Here is a 22,627-nt window from a genome sequence, read left to right as displayed (position 1 = left end):
TATAAACTTAAACTGATTTAACTTTGTAATTAATAGATTGAGACTGAATCCATTCTTTTGATTGCTTTAAAAAAGCCACCCAATCAACTCTTTCTAGCTCAGCAGCTTTTGATACTAGTTGAGGAGCTTGTTGCTTAATAAGTTCTAAATCAGGTTGAGTTACTCCATTATTGAGAGCCATCCAATCAGCCATCGATCTCCCAACCACTCTTGTTAAATAAGCAGCACTCAAGGCCTGAATTGTTCCAGCAGCAACCCAAGAGGAGCCATCAAGCTTTGCCAAGCTCAACAAGGACTGTCCACTCCATTCGACCACTCCTTGAGCAATTGCAGCCATTGCTAGTTGTCGTGAGACTGCCTCAAGTAATTCTGGCTTCATTTTGGAAGACCATATTTTCGACATTTCTTTGATCATCAAGCCATTAACCACTGCAACTGCAAGCAAATCAGTTGAGGCGACAGGGGAGGCGAAAACGATACCTGCAACTATCCACTGAGATCTTGTTTGAATAACCTTGAATTTTTCTCTTCTTAATTTTTCTAAATCTTTTTGCCAAGAAGTATGCAATCGAGACAAAAGTCTTTGCTTAGTAATGTCTGTATTTTTCTTTGGATTTTCAAGAAGTTTCTTAACTGGAGAAAGAACCGTTGCCATTTCTGTTTGAGATCCATCCCATTTCAATACTCTGTTAGTCCATCTATCTGGTAATTGAGCCTCTAATGCATTTCGCTCATCAGACCAATCAGTAGATTCTTTACTGGCAACCATTAGCCAGGCTGGTTGATCTGTAGGGATATTTTTAATCCACAAAAGATCCGCTGCGCTCATTGGAAGTGCCAAAGAATAAACAATAAAATCTTGCTCTTGGATTAAATCTGGCAAAATCCAATTTCTATCTCTTACAGGAAGAGCTGGTGGAAAAGAAACTTTTATTTGATTATTTATTCCTAAAACTTTTTCCATTTGCTCTTTATCAGGTAATTTTACGCCTTTTGTTTTCAAGAAGCCAATGCTTTGATCTTCGCTTCTATCAATAATTTTTTGCAAGGAATTAATTCTTTCTTTTTTTCTTTCACTTTGCTCTCCATCCTCAAGCAAGTACTCAAAATTCTCTAAAACGTCATGGCATCTTCTTACCCATCCTTGAACAGTAGAGGGAGCATCAAATGAAACCTTTCCTGGTTTTAAAAAATAAAAAATACAACCAAGTCCTAATAGCAATCCAAGTCCACCCCCAGGGATATGGGCCACATCACTTAAAACCCATTGCCCCGTAATAGTTAGCCCAATAAAAAGACTAATTTTCGGAATCGAAAAAGAAGGTAAGGAGAGAGAAGATTTTGTTAATGAATGATTTTCCACGATTTCAATAAATACAGTTTCTTCTTAGCTAACTTTCATTTTAAAGCAAATTTTCCCTTAATAACCGCAAAGAAAGAAGGTTTTACGTTTTTAAGAAGAAAAATTTATGCCTAAAGAAATCAAATCATTCCGCTGGGATCAATATCATTAGATGTGAAAGTGCTAATCAAGATATTCAAATATGTCGCAAAAGTACCGGCTATGCGTCACACTTGCCCCTATTGGCAAATATGTTCATGAGTGACTCTTACACCAATAATCAGTCAGGTGGTGGAGATTTTCAAAACCAAAGACAAAATGGTCGTAATAATTTCAGAGGTGGCCGAGGTCCTAACAATAGAGAGGGAGGCTTTCGTATTCGCTTAAGTGATAATGAAATGCGAGCAGCCAGATCATTACAAGAAGCCTTTAATCTTCGTTCTACTGTTGCTGTTTTAGGTTTCGCAGTAAGAACTCTTGCCCAAATGCTTGAAGATGGAAGTCTTGAAAATTTAGTCAACGAATATAGGTCTCAAGCGCCCGCCAATGACCAAAGAAGAGGCAGGGGTAACAGGGGAAATTATAACGGTGAAAATAACAACTCACCCAGCACAAAGCCCAACCCTTTTGCAAGACCAGCAAAGCCAGCTAAAGAACAAGAGGTAGCTGATACTGATCAGGCAAACAACGTTGCTCAAGATCCTGCAGAAAAAGATAATGATCAAGCAACAGAAGCAAGTTCAAATGAAGCTGATTCCACAAATACAAGCGAGCAAGGATAAGTGAATCAGAAGAGAGTCTTATCTGGTGTTCAACCCACAGGAGATGTTCATATTGGTAATTGGCTTGGAGCAATAAGAAATTGGGTTGAATTACAAGAAAATTATGAAACATTTGTATGCGTTGTTGATCTTCATGCGATAACGACTCCGCATGACCCAAAATCTCTTCATCAAAATTCTTTATCTACAGCGGCTTTGTATATCGCTTGTGGGATGAATCCTGATAAATGCTCAATATTCATTCAAAGTCAGATAAGCGCCCATAGCGAGCTTTGCTGGATATTAAATTGCTTAACTCCTTTAAACTGGATGGAGAGAATGATTCAGTTCAAGGAAAAGTCAATTAAACAAGGCGACAATGTATCTATTGGATTATTAGATTATCCAGTCCTTATGGCAGCGGATATTCTTCTCTATGACGCTGATTTGGTTCCTGTTGGAGAAGATCAAAAGCAACATCTAGAGCTCGCAAGAGATATTGCTTCTCAAAGAGTTAATTCAAAATTTGGAACAAAAGAGAATCCAATACTAAAAGTCCCAAATCCCTTAATTTTGAAAGAGTGTTCCAAAGTCATGAGCTTGACAGACGGAACAAAGAAAATGAGTAAAAGCGACCCAAACGAAAATAGTAGGATTACTTTATTAGACAGTCCAGATATCATTACTAAAAAAATAAAACGTGCAAAAACCGACTCAGAATTAGGATTAGAATTCGGAAATACTGAAAGACCTGAAGCTGATAATCTTTTAACAATTTATTCTATAATTTCCGGCCTAGGCAGAGAAAAAGCAGCTGAGTATTGCGCAGAAATGGGCTGGGGTAAATTCAAACCAGAATTTACAGAGGCAATGATTAACGTTCTCAAACCTATTCAAGAAAAATATAAAGAACTAATGAATGATCCAGAAGAGCTAAAAAGAATACTAAATAAAGGCAAACTTACTGCCGAGGAGGTTTCTAAGTTAACATTAAATAGAGTCAAAGAAGCTCTAGGATTTTATTCAAATTTGTAGAAAATTATGCCAATAATTACATTACCTGATGGAACTGAAAAAAAATATGATTCCGCAGTCACAATTGACCAAATAGCATCAGAAATTGGTCCTGGTTTAGCAAAAGCAGCGCTAGCGGGGAGAGTGAATGGGGAATTAATTGATACTTGTATTCCTATAACTCAAAATTCTCATATACAGATTATTACATCTAAAGATGATGAAGGACTAGAAATTATTAGACATTCATTCGCTCATCTTCTTGGACATGCTGTAAAGCAATTATACCCCGAAGCAAAAATGGCAATAGGGCCTGTAATTGAAGATGGTTTTTATTATGATATTTCTTATAAAGATACCTTTACTCCTGATGATCTTCTCAAAATTGAGAAAAGGATGAAAGAGTTAGTTAACAGAGATTATAATGTAGGTGTTGAAATAGTTAGTCCAGAGAAAGCAACGGAAGTTTTTACTGATAGAGGTGAAATTTTCAAGCTAGATATAGTTAAAAATATCCCTGAAAATGAAATCATAAAGTTATACAAACATCAAGAATATATTGATATGTGCAGAGGTCCTCATGTGCCAAATACAAGGCATCTAAGAGTATTTAAGCTAATGAAAGTATCCGGGGCTTATTGGCGCGGAGACTCTAACAATGAAATGCTACAAAGAATATATGGAACAGCTTGGAAAAGCTCTAAAGAATTAAAAGAATATATCTCTAGAATTGAAGAAGCTGAGAAAAGAGATCATAGAAAATTAGGGAAAAAGTATTCACTTTTTCACTCACAAGAAGAAGCACCCGGTATGGTTTTTTGGCACCCTAAAGGGTGGACTATTTATAGAATTTTAGAAGATTTTATTCGGGAAACGATTACAAAATATGATTATCAAGAAGTTAAATCTCCGCAAGTAGTAGATAGAAGTCTTTGGGAGAAATCAGGCCATTGGGATAAATTTAAAGAAGATATGTTTACTACAACTTCAGAAAACAGGGAATATGCAATAAAACCTATGAATTGTCCATGCCACATACAAATATTCAATCAAGGTTTAAAAAGCTATCGAGATCTTCCTATTAGACTTTCTGAATTTGGTTCTTGTCATCGCAATGAGCCTTCTGGTGCACTGCATGGCTTAATGAGGGTAAGAAATTTTGTTCAAGATGATGCACACATATTTTGTACCGATGAACAAATCCAAGAAGAAGTCCAAAATTTTATTGATTTGGTATTTGAGGTTTATAAAACCTTTGGCTTTGATTCAATTCTTATTAAGCTCTCAACAAGACCAGAGAAAAGGGTTGGGAGTGATGATATCTGGGACAAATCAGAAAAAGCCTTATCTGAGGCTCTTGATTCAAAAGGATTAGACTGGTCACTACTCCCTGGGGAAGGCGCCTTCTATGGTCCAAAAATTGAATTCTCCTTAAAAGATTGTCTCAACAGAGTATGGCAGTGCGGAACAATTCAAGTGGATTTCTCTATGCCTCAAAGGCTCAATGCAAGTTATATCGATATTACAGGAAGGAAACAAACACCTGTAATGCTTCACAGAGCTATTTTAGGTTCATTTGAGAGATTTATTGGGATATTAATTGAGAATTATTCAGGAAATTTTCCTACATGGTTATCACCTGTTCAAATAATGATTATGGGCATAACTGATAGAAATAATGAAGCATGTTTTAGTGCTAAAAACAAATTAGTTGACTTTGGCTTCAGAACTGAAATTGATATTAGAAATGAAAAAGTTGGCTTTAAAATACGAGAACATACTATGCAAAGAATACCTTTCTTGATAATTATTGGAGATAAGGAAGAAGAGAATAATGAAATCTCAGTAAGGACAAGAGAAGGTAAAGATCTTGGAAATATGAGTATAGACAAGTTTAAATTAATAATTGACGAATCAATTAGCAAAAAAGGTATACAAGTTAATCAATCCTAAATCAAAAACGATTTTAATAACTAATGAATTTACTTGCTGGAGACCTTGGAGGGACAAAAACTATATTAGCTGTTTATTCAAACGAGAACTATCCAAAAAAATTATTTGAAAAATACTATATTTCTTCAGAATGGGAATCTTTTTACTCAATATCTGAAGATTTTTTCAAACATTTACCAGATCATATATCACTCCCGGAATATGGATGTATTGGAGTAGCAGGCCCAATAAAAGACCAGAAAGTTACGATTACAAATCTAGGCTGGGATATAGAAACAGAAGAATTATCTCAGCTTTCAAAAATAAATAATATTGAATTAATAAATGATTTCTCAGTTTTAATATATGGAATACCATTTTTCAAAAAATCCCAATATGAAGTAATCCAAGGAACATTAAATTCTGAGACAAAAACCAACCAAGAATTAGTTGCAATTATCGGAGCTGGTACTGGATTAGGAATGTCCAGAGGCTTAATTACACCTAAAAGCATTTTTATATTTCCCAGTGAAGGAGGTCATCGGGAATTTTCCCCAAGAACAGAAAACGAATGGGAATTAGTCAAATGGCTAAAAAAGAAGCTAAATATTCAAAGAGTATCGATTGAAAGAATAGTCAGTGGGACAGGCCTTGGAATGATTGCGAGATGGAAATTGGATGATCCAATAAATGAAAACCACCCACTTCAGGAAACTTTAAAAAAAATGGATACTGACCAATCTGCTTTCACAGATTTACCCGCACTTGTTTGGGAAAAAGCAAATAACGGAGACAAATTAATGTCTGAAGCTATGCAATTATGGCTAAATGCTTATGGATCTGCAGCTGGAGACCTTGCTTTACAAGAACTTTGCTCTTCTGGATTATGGATTGCAGGGGGGACTGCAATAAAAAACCTCAATGGAATAAACTCTACAAACTTCCTTGATGCATTTAGTAATAAAGGTCGATTTCAATCTTATTTAAAGGACATTCCATTGATTGTTCTAAAAGATCCAGAAGCGACATTATTCAGTTCAGCTTGCAGAGCACACTTAAGTGCCGAATCAAATGGGAGACTTAGTTAAAGGATAAAAACATGGGGCCGCCAAAAATAGGACAAACTGTCGTAGTAGAAGTTCCCTCTACTACAGCCAATATTGGACCAGGGTTTGATTGCCTTGGAGCCGCATTAGATCTCTCAAACCACTTCACTATCAGAAGAATTGAAGGTAATGGAGAAAGATTTGAATTAATAATGGAAAGTACTGAGGGAAATCATTTAAGGGGTGGCCCTGAGAACCTTTTTTATCGAGCTGCTCAAAGAGTTTGGAGAACTGCAGGTATAGAGCCTGTTGCCCTTGAAGCAAGAGTAAAACTAGCTGTACCTCCAGCAAGAGGGCTGGGAAGCAGCGCTACTGCTATCGTGGCAGGCCTAGTTGGAGCAAATGCACTTGCTGGATATCCATTGCCTAAAGAGAAGCTTCTAGAACTAGCTATAGACATAGAAGGACATCCAGACAATGTTGTCCCATCCTTAATTGGGGGACTATGTGTAACAGCTAAAACTGCAACTGATAGATGGCGTGTTGTTCGCTGCGATTGGGATCAATCGATAAAAGCAGTGGTCGCAATCCCATCTATTCGTCTTTCCACTAGCGAAGCAAGACGCGTCATGCCAGAGAACATCCCTGTAAATGATGCAGTGATTAACTTGGGCGCACTTACTCTTCTTCTTCAGGGACTAAGGACCGGAAATGAGGATTTAATTGCAGATGGTATGCATGACAAGCTCCATGAGCCATATAGATGGGGATTGATTAAAGGTGGTTTAGAGGTAAGAGAGGCCGCGAAGGCAGCCGGAGCTTTAGGATGTGCAATTAGCGGAGCAGGACCAAGCATTTTGGCATTATGCAAAGCGACTAAAGGTCGAGAAGTCAGTGTTGCGATGGTCAAAGCCTGGGAAGCTGCTGGTGTAGCAAGTCGTGCTCCTTTAATGAGCCTCCAACAAAGAGGAAGCGAATGCATTTCAAACACGATTGGGTAGTTTTACTCATGAAAACGAACAAAAACTGATAGCTTTATGGCTGACTTGCCCCAAATTATGGATGCCAATCTGCCTATGAGCATAGATTCTCAGACAGCTTTTCCATGGCTTTCACTCATTGTGCTCCTTCCAGCTGTTGGAGCATTAATAATGCCATTCATTCCAACGCAAGAAAGCAAAAATTCTAATCTTCCAAGAAATATATCTCTAGTTATTTTATTAGCAGATTTTTTTATAATTATAGGGGCATTTGCAAATCTTTTTGATCCAGGGAGCGAAAGGCTTCAATTGGTTGAAAGACTTCAATGGCTTCCCTCAATTGGACTCGAATGGTCATTAGGCGTAGACGGAATTTCTGCTCCGCTAGTTGTACTTAGCGGCCTCATCACGTTTTTATCCGCAGCAGCCAGCTGGAAAGTAAAACAAAAAACACGACTATATTTTGCTTTATTACTCATACAAGCTTCTGCGCAAGCGTTAGTTTTCCTATCACAGGATTTCTTACTATTCTTTTTAGCCTGGGAGCTGGAACTTGTCCCTGTCTATCTCTTGATTGCTATTTGGGGAGGCAACAGAAAACTTTATGCAGCAACAAAATTTATACTTTATACGGCACTAGCTTCACTTTTAATATTAATTAGTGGGCTTGCTTTAGCACTTTCTGGAGATCAATTTACCTTCAATTTAAGTGAAATTGCATCTAAATCTTTTACTGGTAATTTTGGTATATTTTGTTATTTAGGTTTTTTAATTGGTTTTGGAGTAAAACTTCCTATCTTTCCACTTCATACCTGGCTTCCAGATGCTCATGGAGAAGCAAATGCACCTGTTTCAATGTTATTAGCTGGTGTTTTATTAAAAATGGGAGGTTATGCTCTCATAAGGTTTAACGTACAAATCTTACCGGATACTCATTTAATACTCGCTCCAGCTCTAATCATTATTGGAATAGTAAATATTATTTATGGAGCTCTAAATGCTTTTGCTCAAGACAATGTAAAAAGACGCATAGCCTGCAGTTCTGTAAGTCATATGGGTTTTGTTCTTGTTGGAATTGGGGCAGTTAATGCACTTGGAATAAGTGGAGCGATGCTCCAAATGATTAGTCATGGACTAATTGCTGCCGCAATGTTTTTTGTTACCGGAAGTTTTTATGAAAGAACTAACACTCTCTCAATCCCCAACATGGGTGGATTAGCAAAAGCTTTACCTATTACTTTTGCATTCTTTCTAGCCAGTTCTCTAGCATCTCTTGCTTTGCCAGGGATGAGTGGGTTCATAAGTGAAATCACCGTTTTTCTAGGTATAACAAGTCAAGAAGGATTCACATCGTTATTTAGAGCTATAACAATCTTACTCGCAGCGATTGGACTGGTTTTGACTCCCATATATCTTCTCTCAATGTGTAGAAGAGTCTTCTTTGGCCCTAGGATACCAGCGTTATCAATCGTTAAAGAAATGGATGCGAGAGAGCTTTCAATAGGATTAAGCCTTTTAGTTCCTACATTGGTAATTGGTTTTTGGCCAAGAATAGCTATTGATTTATATGAGGTATCAACTAATGCTCTCGCACAATCATTAATTACGAATAACCTTATACCAATCAGTTAGTTTTTGAATCTTAAAAAATGACTTCAATTAAGCCAGCAGCAATATTAAAAGGTGAGGGCCTTCCTGATTACGATAAAATCACCCCTGAAGAGATTACTGAAAATATACCCAAACTTATAAAAGATCTAAATGAAAAATTAAATAAACTAGAAGAACAACTAGGTAAGAAGTTATTAAAGGAAAATTTTTTAAGGTGGGAAGATGTAATGCCTCAACTTTATGAAATAGGTGAAAAGCTTAGATGGAGCTGGGGAGTTGTAAGTCATCTGAATGCAGTATGCAATTCCTCCGAATTACGTGAAGTCCATTCAAATCAACAACCTAAAATCGTTAGATTTAGTAATCAACTTGCTCAAAATGAAGTTATTTTTAAAGCGCTCTCAAATTTAAAAGAGCAGGGAGGTTTAAAGAATGAAACGCAAATAAGAATAATTGAAACAGAGCTAATAACTATGAAAAATAAAGGAATTGGTCTAGAGCTTGAGGAAAAAACACTCTTCAATTCTCGCAGTGAACGATTAGCTAAATTATCAACTACTTTTAGTAACAACGTATTAGATACGACTAAGAATTGGAGTCTTTTATTAAAAAACAATTCTGAAGTTGAAGGCCTTCCTGATAGAGCTCTTGAGACATTGGCTCTTGCAGCGAAAGAAGCTGGTGATAAAGCTGAAGGAGGTAATGATCCCACAGCATCCACTGGCCCCTGGAGAGTTGGCTTGGATTTACCTAGGTACATTCCTTTTCAAACTTATGCAAAAAATAGACCCATTAGAGAGAAAGTTTATAGAGCCTTTGTAAGTAGGGCTAGCCACGGGGAGCTTAATAACAAGAAAATAATTGAAGAAATTTTAGATCTCAGAAATAAACAAGCAAGACAATTGGGATACAAAAACTGGTGTGAAATTAGCTTAGCTACAAAAATGGCTGATAATGAAGAAGCAGTTGAGAAGTTACTCGAAGAATTACGATTAGCTGCAATGCCTCATGCAAAAAAAGAACTTATACAGCTAACCGAGTGCGCCAAGAGAAATGGAGAAGACGATGATTTCGATCTATCTCCATGGGATATAAGTTTTTGGGCAGAAGTTCTACGAAAAGAAAAGTACGAACTTGACCAAGAGAAACTAAGGCCATGGTTCCCTTTGGATCAAGTTCTCAATGGTCTATTCAATTTATGCAAAAGACTCTTCGAAATAGAAATAGAAGAAGCAAGTGATATAGTACCTTTATGGCATAAAGATGTACGTTTCTTTGATGTTAAAAATTTAGATGGCCAGAAAATTGCTTCTTTCTATCTAGATCCTTTCAGTCGCCCTGCGACAAAAAGAGGAGGGGCATGGATGGATGAATGTTTATGCAGAAATCAAAAAGAGAAAGATAACATTATTCTTCCAGTAGCCTATTTAGTCTGTAATCAAACCCCCCCTATTGCGGACGAACCTAGTCTCATGAGTTTCGAGGAAGTAGAAACACTCTTCCATGAATTTGGGCATGGCTTACAACATATGCTCACAACTGTAGATTACCCTCAAGCAGCCGGTATTAATAACGTCGAATGGGATGCGGTCGAATTAGCAAGTCAATTTATGGAAAATTGGTGCTTAGAGGAGCAAACAATTTCAGAGATAGCAATTCATTGGAAGACTAAAGAGCCATTAGCTGAATCAGAAATCACTAAATTGAGACAAAGCAGAACATTTAATTCTGGGCTTGCGACTCTAAGGCAAATACATTTTGCCCTTACTGATTTGAAACTTCATAGTCAATGGAATGAAGATCTAGGCATATCCCCAGATGAGTTACGAAGACAAATCGCAAAAAAAACAACTGTACTTGCTCCCATTCCTGAAGATCAATTTCTGTGTGCCTTCAGTCATATCTTTGCTGGTGGTTATGCAGCTGGGTACTACTCTTACAAATGGGCTGAGGTACTCAGTTCTGATGCTTTTGCCGCCTTTGAGGAGGCAGGCCTTGCTAATCAAGATGAAATCCGAAAGATTGGTAAAAAATATCGCGATTCAGTTTTGAGTCTTGGTGGTAGTCGTTCACCCAATCAGGTTTTCAAAAAATTTAGAGGAAGACTCCCCTCTACAAAAGCCTTAATAAGGCATAGTGGTCTTGATTAGGTATCATTAAAAATTTTTTTAACTACAATTTTTAATGAATTAGAATTGGTTATCAATTCTTTATGTGTCAATACAGGTAAGTGATAAGAGTCGCCTATAGAAAGCTTTGCTTGCCAACCTGGAAAGGACATCAAGTCCCATTTTGTAAAAAAGCTAACGCATTCAACCTTTTCTAGAGAACTCAAATCAGTATTTAATTGAGATAACAAACTACTACCTCTTTTCATCTCTGCAATCCCAGGCATAAAAGAAGAAGGTATCATCTGAGCTGTATAAGTACCAAAATGAGGCGTACCAATACTAAAAAAACGTTTTGTTCTTAAAAAGCCATTATGTTTTTGCAACCAAATCCTGCTAACTAATCCACCCATTGAGAAACCAACAATATCGATTTCTTTTTCTGGCCCCACTAATTCCTCAATCTTAGAATCAAGATCTATAGCTAAACGCCTAAGGGATGTCTTCCCAAATTTATGTGGCAAATGTGGTCTATACAATTGATAATCATCTTCGTTTATTCTTTTTATTAATTTTTCAAATAATTTAGGATTATTCCATAAACCATGAACAAGAAAAATTGGTCTTTTGTTTGGATTCAATTAATTATTTAGAGATGAGAAATTCCTTTTTTTTTCGATTAAAACACTTCCAGTAAATCCTTTTATGGGTGGAGAACATTTTTTCAACAGAATACAAATTGGAACTTGACCATATAGAGACTCAAGAAGGTTCAAAATTTGATCACTAAAATATTCAATCGTTAAGCATTTAATTTCATATGAAAGTTTTTGAACTGCTTTAATCGCTTCGCAGTAGTCAATAGATTTATCTAATCGATCAAGTTTTGATGACTCATCCAAATCCAACCAAAAGCTGATGTCAAGGACAAAATCCTGACCATTAATACGTTCACTTTCTAAAACACCTACATGAGCCCAAAGATTTATATCTTTTATATGAATTGCATTGGAATTAAGAAAGTAATTCATAACGGCAAATCCGTATGAGAAAAGATTCTATCTCCAGAGGCAAAATCCTTAACGAGATCACTATCACCTCTTAGGAAGTAACGATAGGTAACTAAACCCTCCAGGCCAACTGGACCTCTTGGGGGAAGGGTCTGAGTACTTATCCCAACTTCAGCTCCAAAACCATATCTGAAGCCATCTGCAAAACGAGTAGAGCAATTGTGATAAACACCTGAACTATCAACTGAACGGAGAAATTTCTCAGCAACGTCCTTATCATTAGTAGCTATTGCTTCAGTATGACGGGAGCTGTATTTCCGAATATGCTCAATGGCTTCGTCTACGTTGCTAACAATTTTTATTGAAAGAATTAAGTCAAGATATTCTGTAGACCAGTCTAAATCAATAGCTGGGTTTTTCACCCCTAAAGCTTGGCTCTTACTATCTCCCTTAAGAGTAACTCCTGAATTAGAAAAAATTGGTAAGCTTTTCTTCAAAAATATTTCCGCGACATCTTCATGAATTAATAATGTCTCAATTGCATTACAAGCAGCAGGATATTGAATCTTGCTATCCAAAGCAATACTTATAGCTTTGTCAATATCTACAGAAGCATCTACATATAGATGACAAATTCCATCAGCATGCCCTAATACAGGGATACGTGTGTTGTCTTGAATAAATTGAACTAATTCATTGCTTCCTCTTGGAATTATCAAATTAACAAATCGATTTAAATGCAGTAAACCCAGACTTTCTTGACGTGTAGTGAGCAAAGACAATGCTCCTGTGCCCACATTTGATTTGCTTAAACCTATATCAAGAGAATCCATTATGGCTTGATTTGTGGCCCTTGCTTCACTTCCTCCTTTTAATAATGCACCGTTACCAGAGCGAACCGCTAGAGAAGCTATTTGTATTAATGCATCAGGTCTGGATTCAAAAATCACTCCTAACACACCTAATGGAACTGTAACTCTTTCAAGAATAAGATTTTCATCTAATTTTCTATGGAGTTGCCTATTGCCAATTGGATCTGCAAGATTTGAAACTTTTAAAACGCCATCAATACATCCTTCAAGTTTATTTTTTGTTAACTGAAGTCTGGATAAAAGTGATTTATTCAACCCCTCTTTTTCTGATCTTTCAATATCTACTAAATTTGCTTTTAAAATTTTATCAGCATTATCATTCAAAGCATTTGCCATTTCTATCAAAACCTCGCACCTTTGTTTATTAGTGGCTTGACCAAGCAGAATAGAGGCTTCTTTAGCATTCTCTGCAACTTTAATCAACTCAGGAGTTGGATTAGGAACTGATAAATTTGTACTCATTAGTTTTAGATCTACCTTTTATTCAAAGATAATTTTTATCCACTTTCCTTAAACTATTCCTTTGGACCTAATCAAGCAATAAAAAAAGATAAAATTCAATCGAGCTAAGAAATTCTCAATGTAGATAAATTTCTTCAAGTATTTTTAGACCTAATATCTAAAAAAGAGTTGAACCTGACTTTGCCAATTCCCATTTTTATCAAAAGAACCAAGTAAGCCTATATTTGGATTCATTTGAAAAGTAATATTTCCTTTCGGTGGAATATCTTGTCGGTTAGGAGCAGCTTGAACTGAAAAATTAATTTTCTCGCTAAGGTCAATTCCTATTTCAGTTACCCATGCCTGTTGACCAAGAAGGCTTGGACTTGTATCGTCTTGATCTGTACTTGTTGAACTATTTTCAGTTACATCATCATCCAAGTCTGATCCACTTATATAGGTGGGATACAAAGATATTTGAAGCTTATCACTTAAAAATCCATTTATATTTCCTTGAATATATGAAGCAAAAGATCTATTCAAAAAACTAGTGATAACTTCTCCATCTCCTCCACTAGTTAATAGATTTGTAAGAGAATTTCCTCCAATGAGTCCTAAAATCTCACTTCTTCCTAACGCTGGAGTACTTCTTAATTGAAAGTTTTCACTAATTCGATCAGCAGGTCCGGAGGCCGTCACCTCTACATTTACAAAACGAGATCCTCCAATACCAAATGATGCCATTCCATTAGAGGAAAAATTACTTGTTTCTCTAACATTGTCTGGGACTCTACTTTTCAATGTCACATCTACATAAGGTACCAAGCCCATAGAAGGTACAAATACAGCTACATTAGGTTCACTTTGATCTAAATTAAAAGTAGTCGTAAAAAGATTAACGTAGCCACTTACAAGCTTAATAACACCACTAACATCAAGGGTTTCATCAAAAGCACCATTTAAAAACAGAAATCCATTCGTATCAAAGCTAGCCAATGGTTGAGAAACCAATCGCAATGAAGGACCAAGTACCAGCTTTAAATTATCAAATATTATAGACTCGAATCCTTTCGGCAACCCAGCACTCACCATGCGACTTGCAGGAGCATCCTCATCTTGAATAAATAAGATCAAGGGATCACTGAGATCCCAGTCTTGCTCGGGAAATCTACGAATTTTCTTGAGCTTAGAATCTTTTTTGGGATTTAATTTGTCTGAAGTAGTCATACCAGAATTATTAGCTCTTTTTGCAAAAATCGATCCCTCTGATATCAATACTTCACCAGCTAATTGAGGATTCAAAATAGATCCCTTGACAATAATCTTGGATGAAACATTGACATCAGTAAATGCCGTTTTAATACGAGTTTTTTCTATTGAAAAAGCCAATGGATCATTTTCACTTTGTCGAGCATCAAATAACGAAATACCACCTTGAGCATCAATAAATCCTTTCGGACCAATACTCGCTCTGAGCTTTCTAACTTCAATACGATTGAAATCAAAAACAATTGTGCTATTAAAATTATTAATTTCTTTATCCTGAAAAAGAAGATCACTATTTTTAAAAACCACAAAACCATTTGCAATTGGACTTGAAGGTTTTCCCCTAATCAGCAAACTTAAATCAGCTGTTCCAGAAGTCCAAGAAAGGCTTCCTTTTGTTAGCCCAGTTAAAAACGCCAATCCATCCCCATGACTTTCGACTCTTAAGTCAATAGGCAAAGAATTAGTTAATGGGTAAATCCCACTGAGTCTAACAGGGTTTAGAGAAGTCTTATCCCTTAGATTAATATCAAAATCAAGATAATTATCTTTAAAAAAGATATTTCCATTATCTAAAACAATTTCCCTATTATAAATTTTAGTATCATCAATAATTAAATCTGCAGTAATTTCTGGAGTTCCATTTGTTAGACTATATATACCTTTCAAGCCAAAATATCCATTAATAGATGAAGGTATTGGGACTAGTAAAGATAACAATGAATAATTCAAATTTAGGAAGGAGAATTTACCATCACCTGTTCCAATATTACCACTAAAATTAATATTAAAAGGCCTTACCTCCTTATCACTTACTACACTCAACTTATTTGTCCAGACCTTTCCAAATGCTTTCACATCTAAACTTAAATCTGAAAGACTTGAGCCAGTTAATTTAATATCTGAATTTACATTTCCAATAAGATCATAAGGATTAATAAAACTCTGACTATTTATTTTTGAGATCTCTTCTCTATAAGAATTTTGAGATTTAGTTAAAGCATCTAACTGATTATCTATTGAACTATTAGAAGAACCAATTATCAGTTTCCCTAAATCTTCGGCTTTACCCATTGCCTCGGAATACTTCAATCCCAGTTTAGGAATCTCTAAAGCTGTAGCAGCAAGCCACCTAGAACTAACATCCTTAACATTGGCTAGTAAAGAAAATTCAGACTCATTATTGATATCAAATTGAATCTTTCCATTTTCAGATGGTATTAATTCACCTTTTAAATTAATTTTCGAGTTTTTAATTTGACCTTTAACATTTGCTTTTTTTAATTTGAATCCTAATAACCTAAAGTAATCTAAATTCAATTCACCATTAACAAATAATGGATTAAGTGAAAAAATTCCATCACCAGAAACTTCACCAAAAATTCTTTTAAAACTTTTTTCAGGAGGAAAAGCAACCTCTACTCGATCTAATCTGAATTTATTAGCCTTCCATTCATAAGAGTTAATTTTAGGATATAAAGTGATTTTGCCTCCTAATCTATCTAAAGTTAAATCATTAAAATTACCGTCTTTATTTAAATTTATTTGAAGATTTCCAGGGATGGAGGCGCCTTCCGAAAACATTTTTAGACTACCCCAATTCTTTTCATTTGGAACTCGAGTAAAAGTCCCTTTCCACTTCTCTCTTAAACGAATTCCATTAACTTGTGGATTATCTACAGAAAGATTTATCCTCGAAGCTAAAGATGATAATGGGCCATGGAAATAACCATTTGTATTCAACTTGCCTGATAATGAAGCATTTAATATTTGATTTAAAGAACCTAAAGGGAAAGATTCTAAATCAAAATTAGCTTTTAAATCTCCAAAAACTAAGCGCCTATCCACTATCGAAATTGGCAACTTTAGTTTCAAAGAAAGTGGCTTATGATCAAGATCTTTTATTTTAATATCAGTAGTAGATTTTATATAAGTTCTACTTGTTTTATTAATAGGTAATTCAAGTGAATTAGCTATATTCCAATATCCATAGTTCCAATTAGAATCTGTTATGCTTAATTTATTATTATCACATTTTATTTTTGACTTATTAGTAGATAATGTATCAATCATATTACCTCCTCTCACTCTCATATTGCTTACCGATAAATCACCTTTACATTTGATAAAACCTTTTTTTATTCCTAAATTTAAATTACCATTAATATCTCCTTTTGTAATAACATTAGAATCATTACCTAATATATCCCGAATTATTCCAAGTTTAAGTTTATTAATTCTTGCTTTAGTCTGAAATTCTAATCCATCCCAATAACCCTTTCCAGCAAGATAGAGGCTTCCTTTATTTTTAGAGTCTAAATTAATAGCACCATAAATCTTTTTCTTAGCAAAATTCAGAGAAATATTTCCTCGGACTAATACTGAAGTTTTTTCTGGGTTAAATAAAATTTTAGTTGAACCTTTTAAATTCAACCTTAGCTGAAGGTTTAATTGCTTAGAATCATCAGATGGGGGCATTACCCAAAAAGAACCTTTATCATTTTTACTTAGAACTATTTCAGTGCCCCTTGGATTAAATATTGCTACTGGTTGCCAATTAAATAAACTTGCAAGTGGAGCAAACTTAACTGTTAAAGTTGATATATTAACTGATGAAGAATCTTTTGTACCTGGAAGCAGCTTCGTTGGGCCTAACTCAACACCCCACGGTCTAAGTCCCTTATATGACCCAATTTTCAAAGGATGTCCCAATGAATTAGATAATTTTTTTTCTATTTGAGGAGAAAAACGGCTTATAGTTCTAGCGACCAAGAGATCTGCGCCACTCCAAATCAAAACACCACCCAACGCCACAAAGGTTCCAGCCAGTCCCCACCGCTTTAATCTTTTAGAACTCTTCTCATCTCCCATAAAACTTTTTTCTCGAACTTGGGGGAGCTAACAAACTATAAAGAATCAATTCAGGAGAAACCAGCCTATGTCTATGAGTGAAGTTATCCAAAACGCAACAAAATGGCTAGCCTGGGGGGGGGCAGGGCTTGGTCTCTTAACTATTTTAGCTTATTTATTTAGTTGGGGAATTAAATTTCGATTAACTGGGATAACAATTTTCACTCTTTTATTATCAGCTAGTTGTTGGGCCTTCGAACAAAGTTATACCCCTCCATATAACGTAGAGGGATATAAATATGCCCCGATAGTTTATGACAATGGCTTCGATTTAGTTGTTGCACAAGCAACAAATGATTTTCCTGAAGAAGCTATACAACCAACATTGCAACAAATAGCTGGTAATTTGAAAGGGGGCAGCAGAAATGGTGCTCAAGTCAAAGTTAGGCTTAGAAAGATTGAGCCAGCGGGAGATGGAATAAGTAAACCAATTATTCTTGGTGAAGTCATGAATGATTTAAAGAAATCAGAAATAATAAAATTACCTGATAGAAATTATTCTCCTAAGGAAAAATTATCGGATATAACTAATAATAAGGATAGTTATTCATTAGAAACTTATGAATAATAAATTATTCTTAAAAAATCTCCCGAAAAGCTTTTCTAAAGAAGAAAAAATACTCCTTTCAAATAATATAAAAACATGGGATTCTTTGTTATCTATTACTGATGAACGAATTCATCAACTTATCAATGGAAGTCTTGGAAGTGTTCGCAACCTAAAAAGATTAAAATGTATAGCATATTTTATATGCACTTTAGATATTGAGCTAAATGAAGCTGCCTTGTTAATGCACTCAGGATTAATCTCTAACAAAGCTATTTCAAGACTTAGCCCTCAAGAGCTACTTCAAAAGACAGGGCGCTTTGAGAGGGGTTTACAAACAGGGCGTATTCCACTAATAGATTTAAAAAAAGCTCACTTTTTAATAGAAAAAGCTAAAAAAACCATTATTTAATTTACCCAAGAACAAATAGATAATAGAATATATATAACCAAAATAAATATAGGGAACACAAAGTAATGATTAGATTGCTGATTACATTAATATTTACTTGCTTTGCCATTTATCCAGAAGCATTGGCGCAATCAAGACTTCTTGAAGGAGTAAAGAGAAATCCTGATGAAGCTAAATCAATCTGTCAAAGTTTTCAGGAACTTAATAAGAAAAATATTGCTGCTGGTTCTCCACAATCTATTAAAAAAATCTCAACTCAAAAGAACATAAGCGAAGTTGATGCGGAGATCCTCTCTATGTACGTAAGAGGGCTTTATTGCCCTGAAACTTTTTAAAGCAACAAATGAATTCCATAAGATACAGAGACGAGGACTTAAAACTTAGAGATGGAACAATACTAAAATCTCGAATCTGGTTGCCTAGCGGGAAGGGGCCTTGGCCTGTACTCCTCATGCGCCAGCCGTATAGGAGGGAAATTGCTTCGGTAGTTACCTATGCTCATCCCTCTTGGTGGGCAAGCAATGGCTATCTAGTAGTCATACAAGATGTAAGGGGTCAGGGCGGATCTGAAGGTCGTTTTTCTGGCTTTAGCCAAGAAGCTTCTGACACCAGTGAAACGCATTATTGGGTTCGATCCTTGCCTGAATGCAATGGCTTACTAGGTACGTATGGATTTTCATATCAAGGCTTCACACAGCTCTTAGCAGAAGATGGAACTCCTCCTCCAGATTGCATGATCCCAGCAATGACAGGTCTTTCAGAGAATGAACATTGGAGTTGTGAAGGAGGAGCCTTTTGGTGGCATTTGGGAATTGGATGGGGTTTGCAATTAGCAGCACAAAAAGCGCAAAGAGAGGAAGATTGGGAAGCTTGGTATGAAATCCGTGAAAATCTCGAATCGAAAAAGTATTTAAATAACGGTCATGAGTTACTTAAAAAGATCGATCCAGAGGGAATGGCCAATAAATGGTTAAATCTTTCTCATAGAAAAACTCCTCAATGGAAAAGTCATAAGCCATTAGATAGCTGGTTAAAAAAACCTTTACTTTTAATTGGGGGGTGGTGGGATCCTCATTTGAAAGGAATATTAGATATTTTTTCGAAAGCTAAACATGCTGGAGGTGATCCAAAATTATTAATTGGTCCTGCTACTCATCTTCGATGGTGGGAAGAGGCACAACGCACTCAATTAAACTTTTTTGATACTCATTTAAAAGAAAAAAATAAAAAACATCTTTTCCCTCAAATAAATCTTTGGAATCTAACTACAAAGAATTGGGAAATTTCAGATCAAAAGAAGACTCCTACATGGATTCTTCATAGTGAGGGATTAGCCTCAATCAGCCATCAGGAAGGGTCCCTATTCCCTAATTCTAATTTAGAAGCAGATGGCGAAGTGAATTTAGTTCATGACCCATGGAGACCCTTCCCAGCGATTGGGGGACATCTAAGCGATACACCAGGTGAAGTGAACAGATTCGACCTCGATACTCGGCCTGATGTCGCTGTATTCACATCAAATCCTATTTCGAAAGATCTAAGGCTTGAAGGGATTCCCATTCTTTCTTTGGAAGCCAAGTGTGATAGAGAAACTTTTGATCTCTTCGTTGCATTATCAATAATCCCAAATGAGATTGAAAATATTGTCACTCAAATTTCAACTGGAGTAATTAGAATTTCTGAGAACGAAATAAATAAAAAAAGTAAAAGAGAAATAAGACTTCAACCATTACTTGCAACATTTAAACAAGGTGATCGTTTAAGAATTTCGATCTCAGGATCTGGTTGGCCAGCAATTGGAATAAATCCTGGACAGAGCAAATATTTATCCGAAGGGCCAAGCCCTCACTGCCTAGTGACTACAATTTCACTCTTACTTTCAAAATCAAAACTTAAATTTGAATCACTTATTTCCTCTTAGGGGTTCAATATTTACTTGCATGGGATTAAGCTAACTAGCTATTTCAGCAATGAGTCATGACCGTTTCTATTCTTCTAGATTCTTTGAGAGAAGACGGTCAAAGACTTTCTGAATGCAAACACGAAAGTCCTTTTTCAATTCTTGGTCCTCAACCGTTTAAAGATAAATGGATAATTAGGATATGGATGCCTGAGGCAAATGCAGTTGAACTTTTAATAAAAGAAACGAAAATCCAGCTAAACAACCCCAACCATCAATGGATTTTTGAAGGAGTTTTAGACAAAGACCCTGGTACTGATTATCAAATAAAAGTAATTAGAGGAGGGATTGAACATATTCAGCATGATCCATGGAGCTTCAGACAAGAATGGATGGGAGAAATTGATAGACATCTTTTTGCTGAGGGAAATCACCATCACATTTGGAGAAAGATGGGTGCTCATCTCACAGAAATTGATCAAAAGAAAGGAGTAATGTTTTGCTTATGGGCTCCTCACGCAAAAAGTGTCTCTGTTATTGGGGATCTTAATTCTTGGGATGGCAGGCATCACCCTATGCAAAAACGCCTAGGAGGCATATGGGAACTATTTATACCAGGACTAAAAGAAGGAGATTTATACAAATTTGAAATCAGAACTCAAAAAGGACATTGCTATGAAAAGGCCGACCCTTATGGTTTTCAACATGAAGTAAGACCTGCAAAAAGCTCAGTCATCTCAAAAATTGATTCATTTCAGTGGAATGATCAGTCTTGGATTGCCAAGCGTGACAAAAAAGATCCTTTAGAGCAACCAATATCAGTTTATGAGATGCATTTAGGCAGTTGGATGCATGCATCAACAGACGATCCTTTTATCAACTCAAACGGAGAGCAAAGAGCCCCCGTTCCAGCGGCAGATATGAAACCTGGATCAAGATTGCTTACTTACAAAGAACTAGCAGATAAAGTCATCCCCTATGTCAAAGGAAGAGGCTTTACTCATATCGAGCTTATGCCAGTTTCAGAACACCCTTTTGATGGCTCATGGGGGTATCAAGTAACTGGTTGGTATGCACCTACAAGTAGATATGGATCCCCAGATGAGTTTCGTGACTTTGTTAACTTATGCCATAAAGAGGGCATAGGTATAATCCTTGACTGGGTTCCAGGCCACTTCCCCAAAGATCAGCATGGACTTGCTTATTTTGATGGTAGTCATCTATATGAACATTCAGATCCCAGAATTGGAGAACATAAAGAATGGGGAACATTAATTTTCAATTATAGTCGAAATGAAGTTCGTAATTTTCTAGTTGCAAATCTAATTTTCTGGTTTGATCAATTTCATATAGACGGAATACGTGTAGACGCAGTTGCATCAATGCTTTACAAAGATTATCTTCGTCCGGAGGGTGAATGGATTCCTAATGAGGATGGAGGCAATGAAAATTTTGAAGCAGTTAGATTTCTACAACAAGCTAATCACGTTCTTTTTCAACACTTTCCAGGTGCACTTTCTATTGCCGAGGAATCAACAACATGGAGTGGCGTAACTAAGCCAACTGACATAAATGGTCTAGGTTTCAATCTAAAATGGAACATGGGTTGGATGCACGATATGCTCGATTACTTTGAGATTGATCCATGGTTTAGACAATTCAATCAAAACAACATTACTTTTTCAATTTGTTATAACTTTACTGAAAACTTTATGCTTGCTTTAAGCCACGATGAAGTTGTTCACGGCAAAAGTCATCTACTTCATAAGATGCCAGGTGATGACTGGCAAAAGTATGCAAATACAAGAGCCTTACTTTCTTATATGTGGACACATCCAGGGAAAAAAACAATATTTATGGGAATGGAATTTGGACAACGCCAAGAGTGGAATGTTTGGGATGATTTACAATGGGATCTTCTAAATTTTCAACCCCACAAAGGTATACAGAAATTAGTAGATGATTTAAATTCTCTGTATAAAAAAGAACCTGCTTTATGGAAAAATGATTTTGACGAATATGGATTCCAGTGGATCGATTGTGATGATAATAAAAATTCAGTAATTAGTTTTATGAGAAGAGAAAAAAACAATGGGGAATGGTTAGTAGTAGTGGCAAATTTCACCCCTCAAAACCACTCTAATTATAGAATTGGTGTACCTGTTGCTGGTTTCTATGAAGAAATCTTCAATTCAGATGCGAGTCAATACGGAGGCTCAAACCTAGGCAATATGGGAGGAAAATCAACAGATTTGTTCAACATACATGGATATGAAAATTCTGTAGACCTTTGCCTCCCTCCTCTTAGCGTTATTGTTTTGAAGCATAAATCCAAGGATATTTAAGCCTCTGCGAATAGAAATGTTTCAAACTTGCCTCATAAACTAATTTCAACTGTCGTCTGGATGTAAAAATTCAAAAGGTATCACGAACATTCGCCAAGAACGTATTTCATGGTTTTACGGGTACCGCCTA

The 22,627-nt window shown here is 36.0% G+C and carries 17 protein-coding genes; 12 read left to right on the top strand and 5 right to left on the bottom strand.

Features of this window, described 5'->3' with window-relative positions:
- Nucleotides 1–7: 7 nt before the first annotated feature.
- The gene (locus DNJ73_RS03245; protein WP_158466277.1) at nt 8–1,363 is read right to left on the bottom strand and encodes a YcjF family protein; all 1,356 of its coding nucleotides are present in this window, start codon (nt 1,361–1,363) and stop codon (nt 8–10) included.
- A gap of 230 nt (nt 1,364–1,593) precedes the next feature.
- Here DNJ73_RS03245 and DNJ73_RS03240 point away from each other — a divergent pair, with 230 nt between their 5' ends.
- From DNJ73_RS03240 to DNJ73_RS03210, 7 genes are read left to right on the top strand one after another with little or no spacing between them, the layout of a single operon-like run.
- Nucleotides 1,594–2,124 (top strand): hypothetical protein, encoded by a 531-nt coding sequence (locus tag DNJ73_RS03240; protein ID WP_158466750.1) that lies wholly within the window; start codon nt 1,594–1,596, stop codon nt 2,122–2,124.
- Complete coding sequence (gene trpS / locus DNJ73_RS03235; protein WP_158466276.1) at nt 2,125–3,138, top strand: tryptophan--tRNA ligase; 1,014 nt, start codon at nt 2,125–2,127, stop codon at nt 3,136–3,138.
- Nucleotides 3,139–3,144: 6 nt separating this feature from the next.
- Entirely contained in the window at nt 3,145–5,070 is a 1,926-nt protein-coding gene (gene thrS / locus DNJ73_RS03230; RefSeq protein ID WP_158466275.1) for a threonine--tRNA ligase, read from the top strand.
- A gap of 23 nt (nt 5,071–5,093) precedes the next feature.
- Nucleotides 5,094–6,137: a glucokinase gene (locus DNJ73_RS03225; RefSeq protein WP_158466274.1), complete on the top strand. Its 1,044-nt coding sequence runs from the start codon at nt 5,094–5,096 to the stop codon at nt 6,135–6,137.
- 11 nt (nt 6,138–6,148) lie between these two features.
- Nucleotides 6,149–7,096, top strand: coding sequence for a homoserine kinase (thrB, locus tag DNJ73_RS03220; RefSeq protein WP_158466273.1), 948 nt, complete (start codon nt 6,149–6,151; stop codon nt 7,094–7,096).
- 57 nt (nt 7,097–7,153) lie between these two features.
- A complete protein-coding gene (locus tag DNJ73_RS03215) occupies nt 7,154–8,707 on the top strand; it encodes an NAD(P)H-quinone oxidoreductase subunit 4 (RefSeq protein WP_374027156.1) in 1,554 nt (517 codons plus the stop codon).
- A 17-nt stretch (nt 8,708–8,724) separates the two neighbouring features.
- Nucleotides 8,725–10,836, top strand: a complete 2,112-nt coding sequence (locus DNJ73_RS03210) for a M3 family metallopeptidase (protein WP_158466271.1) — start codon at nt 8,725–8,727, stop codon at nt 10,834–10,836.
- Here the strand turns inward: DNJ73_RS03210 and DNJ73_RS03205 are convergent.
- The 4 genes from DNJ73_RS03205 to DNJ73_RS03190 all read right to left on the bottom strand — a co-directional run bounded on the left by DNJ73_RS03205 (nt 10,833) and on the right by DNJ73_RS03190 (nt 17,254).
- Nucleotides 10,833–11,435 carry an esterase/lipase family protein gene (locus DNJ73_RS03205; protein WP_158466270.1) on the bottom strand — a complete coding sequence of 201 codons (603 nt, stop codon included), beginning with the start codon at nt 11,433–11,435 and terminating at the stop codon, nt 10,833–10,835. The genes DNJ73_RS03210 and DNJ73_RS03205 overlap by 4 nt on opposite strands.
- Complete coding sequence (locus DNJ73_RS03200) at nt 11,436–11,825, bottom strand: dihydroneopterin aldolase (RefSeq protein WP_158466269.1); 390 nt, start codon at nt 11,823–11,825, stop codon at nt 11,436–11,438.
- Nucleotides 11,822–13,138: a glutamate-5-semialdehyde dehydrogenase gene (locus DNJ73_RS03195; RefSeq protein WP_158466268.1), complete on the bottom strand. Its 1,317-nt coding sequence runs from the start codon at nt 13,136–13,138 to the stop codon at nt 11,822–11,824. Before DNJ73_RS03195 ends, DNJ73_RS03200 begins: the two co-directional genes overlap by 4 nt.
- 150 nt (nt 13,139–13,288) lie before the next feature.
- A complete protein-coding gene (locus DNJ73_RS03190; RefSeq protein ID WP_158466267.1) occupies nt 13,289–17,254 on the bottom strand; it encodes a translocation/assembly module TamB in 3,966 nt (1,321 codons plus the stop codon).
- A 73-nt stretch (nt 17,255–17,327) separates the two neighbouring features.
- Here DNJ73_RS03190 and DNJ73_RS03185 point away from each other — a divergent pair, with 73 nt between their 5' ends.
- The 5 genes from DNJ73_RS03185 (at nt 17,328) to glgB (ending at nt 22,497) form a co-directional block, all read left to right on the top strand.
- Complete coding sequence (locus DNJ73_RS03185; protein ID WP_307613569.1) at nt 17,328–17,861, top strand: Ycf51 family protein; 534 nt, start codon at nt 17,328–17,330, stop codon at nt 17,859–17,861.
- On the top strand, nt 17,854–18,252 hold the full coding sequence (locus tag DNJ73_RS03180; protein WP_257473308.1) for a DUF4332 domain-containing protein: 399 nt from the start codon (nt 17,854–17,856) through the stop codon (nt 18,250–18,252). The genes DNJ73_RS03185 and DNJ73_RS03180 overlap by 8 nt, the downstream gene beginning before the upstream one ends.
- A 65-nt stretch (nt 18,253–18,317) precedes the next feature.
- The gene (locus tag DNJ73_RS03175) at nt 18,318–18,587 is read left to right on the top strand and encodes a hypothetical protein (protein WP_158466265.1); all 270 of its coding nucleotides are present in this window, start codon (nt 18,318–18,320) and stop codon (nt 18,585–18,587) included.
- An 8-nt stretch (nt 18,588–18,595) separates the two neighbouring features.
- The gene (locus DNJ73_RS03170; protein ID WP_158466264.1) at nt 18,596–20,173 is read left to right on the top strand and encodes a CocE/NonD family hydrolase; all 1,578 of its coding nucleotides are present in this window, start codon (nt 18,596–18,598) and stop codon (nt 20,171–20,173) included.
- 56 nt (nt 20,174–20,229) lie between these two features.
- A complete protein-coding gene (glgB, locus tag DNJ73_RS03165) occupies nt 20,230–22,497 on the top strand; it encodes a 1,4-alpha-glucan branching protein GlgB (RefSeq protein WP_158466263.1) in 2,268 nt (755 codons plus the stop codon).
- Nucleotides 22,498–22,627 lie beyond the last annotated feature (130 nt).

This window comes from Prochlorococcus marinus XMU1408 (genome assembly GCF_003208055.1).
Lineage (GTDB): Bacteria > Cyanobacteriota > Cyanobacteriia > PCC-6307 > Cyanobiaceae > Prochlorococcus_B > Prochlorococcus_B marinus_A.
Note: the sequence above shows the minus strand (reverse complement) of the source record. Positions and strands in the feature narration are given on the sequence as shown.

Bases quoted from the DNA above. Each gene is read 5' to 3' on its own strand.
- DNJ73_RS03240 (WP_158466750.1), top strand. From the start codon at position 1,594: ATGTTCATGAGTGACTCTTACACCAATAATCAGTCAGGTGGTGGAGAT.
- thrS (WP_158466275.1), top strand. From the start codon at position 3,145: ATGCCAATAATTACATTACCTGATGGAACTGAAAAAAAATATGATTCC.
- DNJ73_RS03225 (WP_158466274.1), top strand. From the start codon at position 5,094: ATGAATTTACTTGCTGGAGACCTTGGAGGGACAAAAACTATATTAGCT.
- thrB (WP_158466273.1), top strand. From the start codon at position 6,149: ATGGGGCCGCCAAAAATAGGACAAACTGTCGTAGTAGAAGTTCCCTCT.
- DNJ73_RS03215 (WP_374027156.1), top strand. From the start codon at position 7,154: ATGGATGCCAATCTGCCTATGAGCATAGATTCTCAGACAGCTTTTCCA.
- DNJ73_RS03210 (WP_158466271.1), top strand. From the start codon at position 8,725: ATGACTTCAATTAAGCCAGCAGCAATATTAAAAGGTGAGGGCCTTCCT.
- DNJ73_RS03200 (WP_158466269.1), bottom strand. From the start codon at position 11,825: ATGAATTACTTTCTTAATTCCAATGCAATTCATATAAAAGATATAAAT.
- DNJ73_RS03195 (WP_158466268.1), bottom strand. From the start codon at position 13,138: ATGAGTACAAATTTATCAGTTCCTAATCCAACTCCTGAGTTGATTAAA.
- DNJ73_RS03190 (WP_158466267.1), bottom strand. From the start codon at position 17,254: ATGGGAGATGAGAAGAGTTCTAAAAGATTAAAGCGGTGGGGACTGGCT.
- DNJ73_RS03185 (WP_307613569.1), top strand. From the start codon at position 17,328: ATGAGTGAAGTTATCCAAAACGCAACAAAATGGCTAGCCTGGGGGGGG.
- DNJ73_RS03180 (WP_257473308.1), top strand. From the start codon at position 17,854: ATGAATAATAAATTATTCTTAAAAAATCTCCCGAAAAGCTTTTCTAAA.
- DNJ73_RS03175 (WP_158466265.1), top strand. From the start codon at position 18,318: ATGATTAGATTGCTGATTACATTAATATTTACTTGCTTTGCCATTTAT.
- DNJ73_RS03170 (WP_158466264.1), top strand. From the start codon at position 18,596: ATGAATTCCATAAGATACAGAGACGAGGACTTAAAACTTAGAGATGGA.
- glgB (WP_158466263.1), top strand. From the start codon at position 20,230: ATGACCGTTTCTATTCTTCTAGATTCTTTGAGAGAAGACGGTCAAAGA.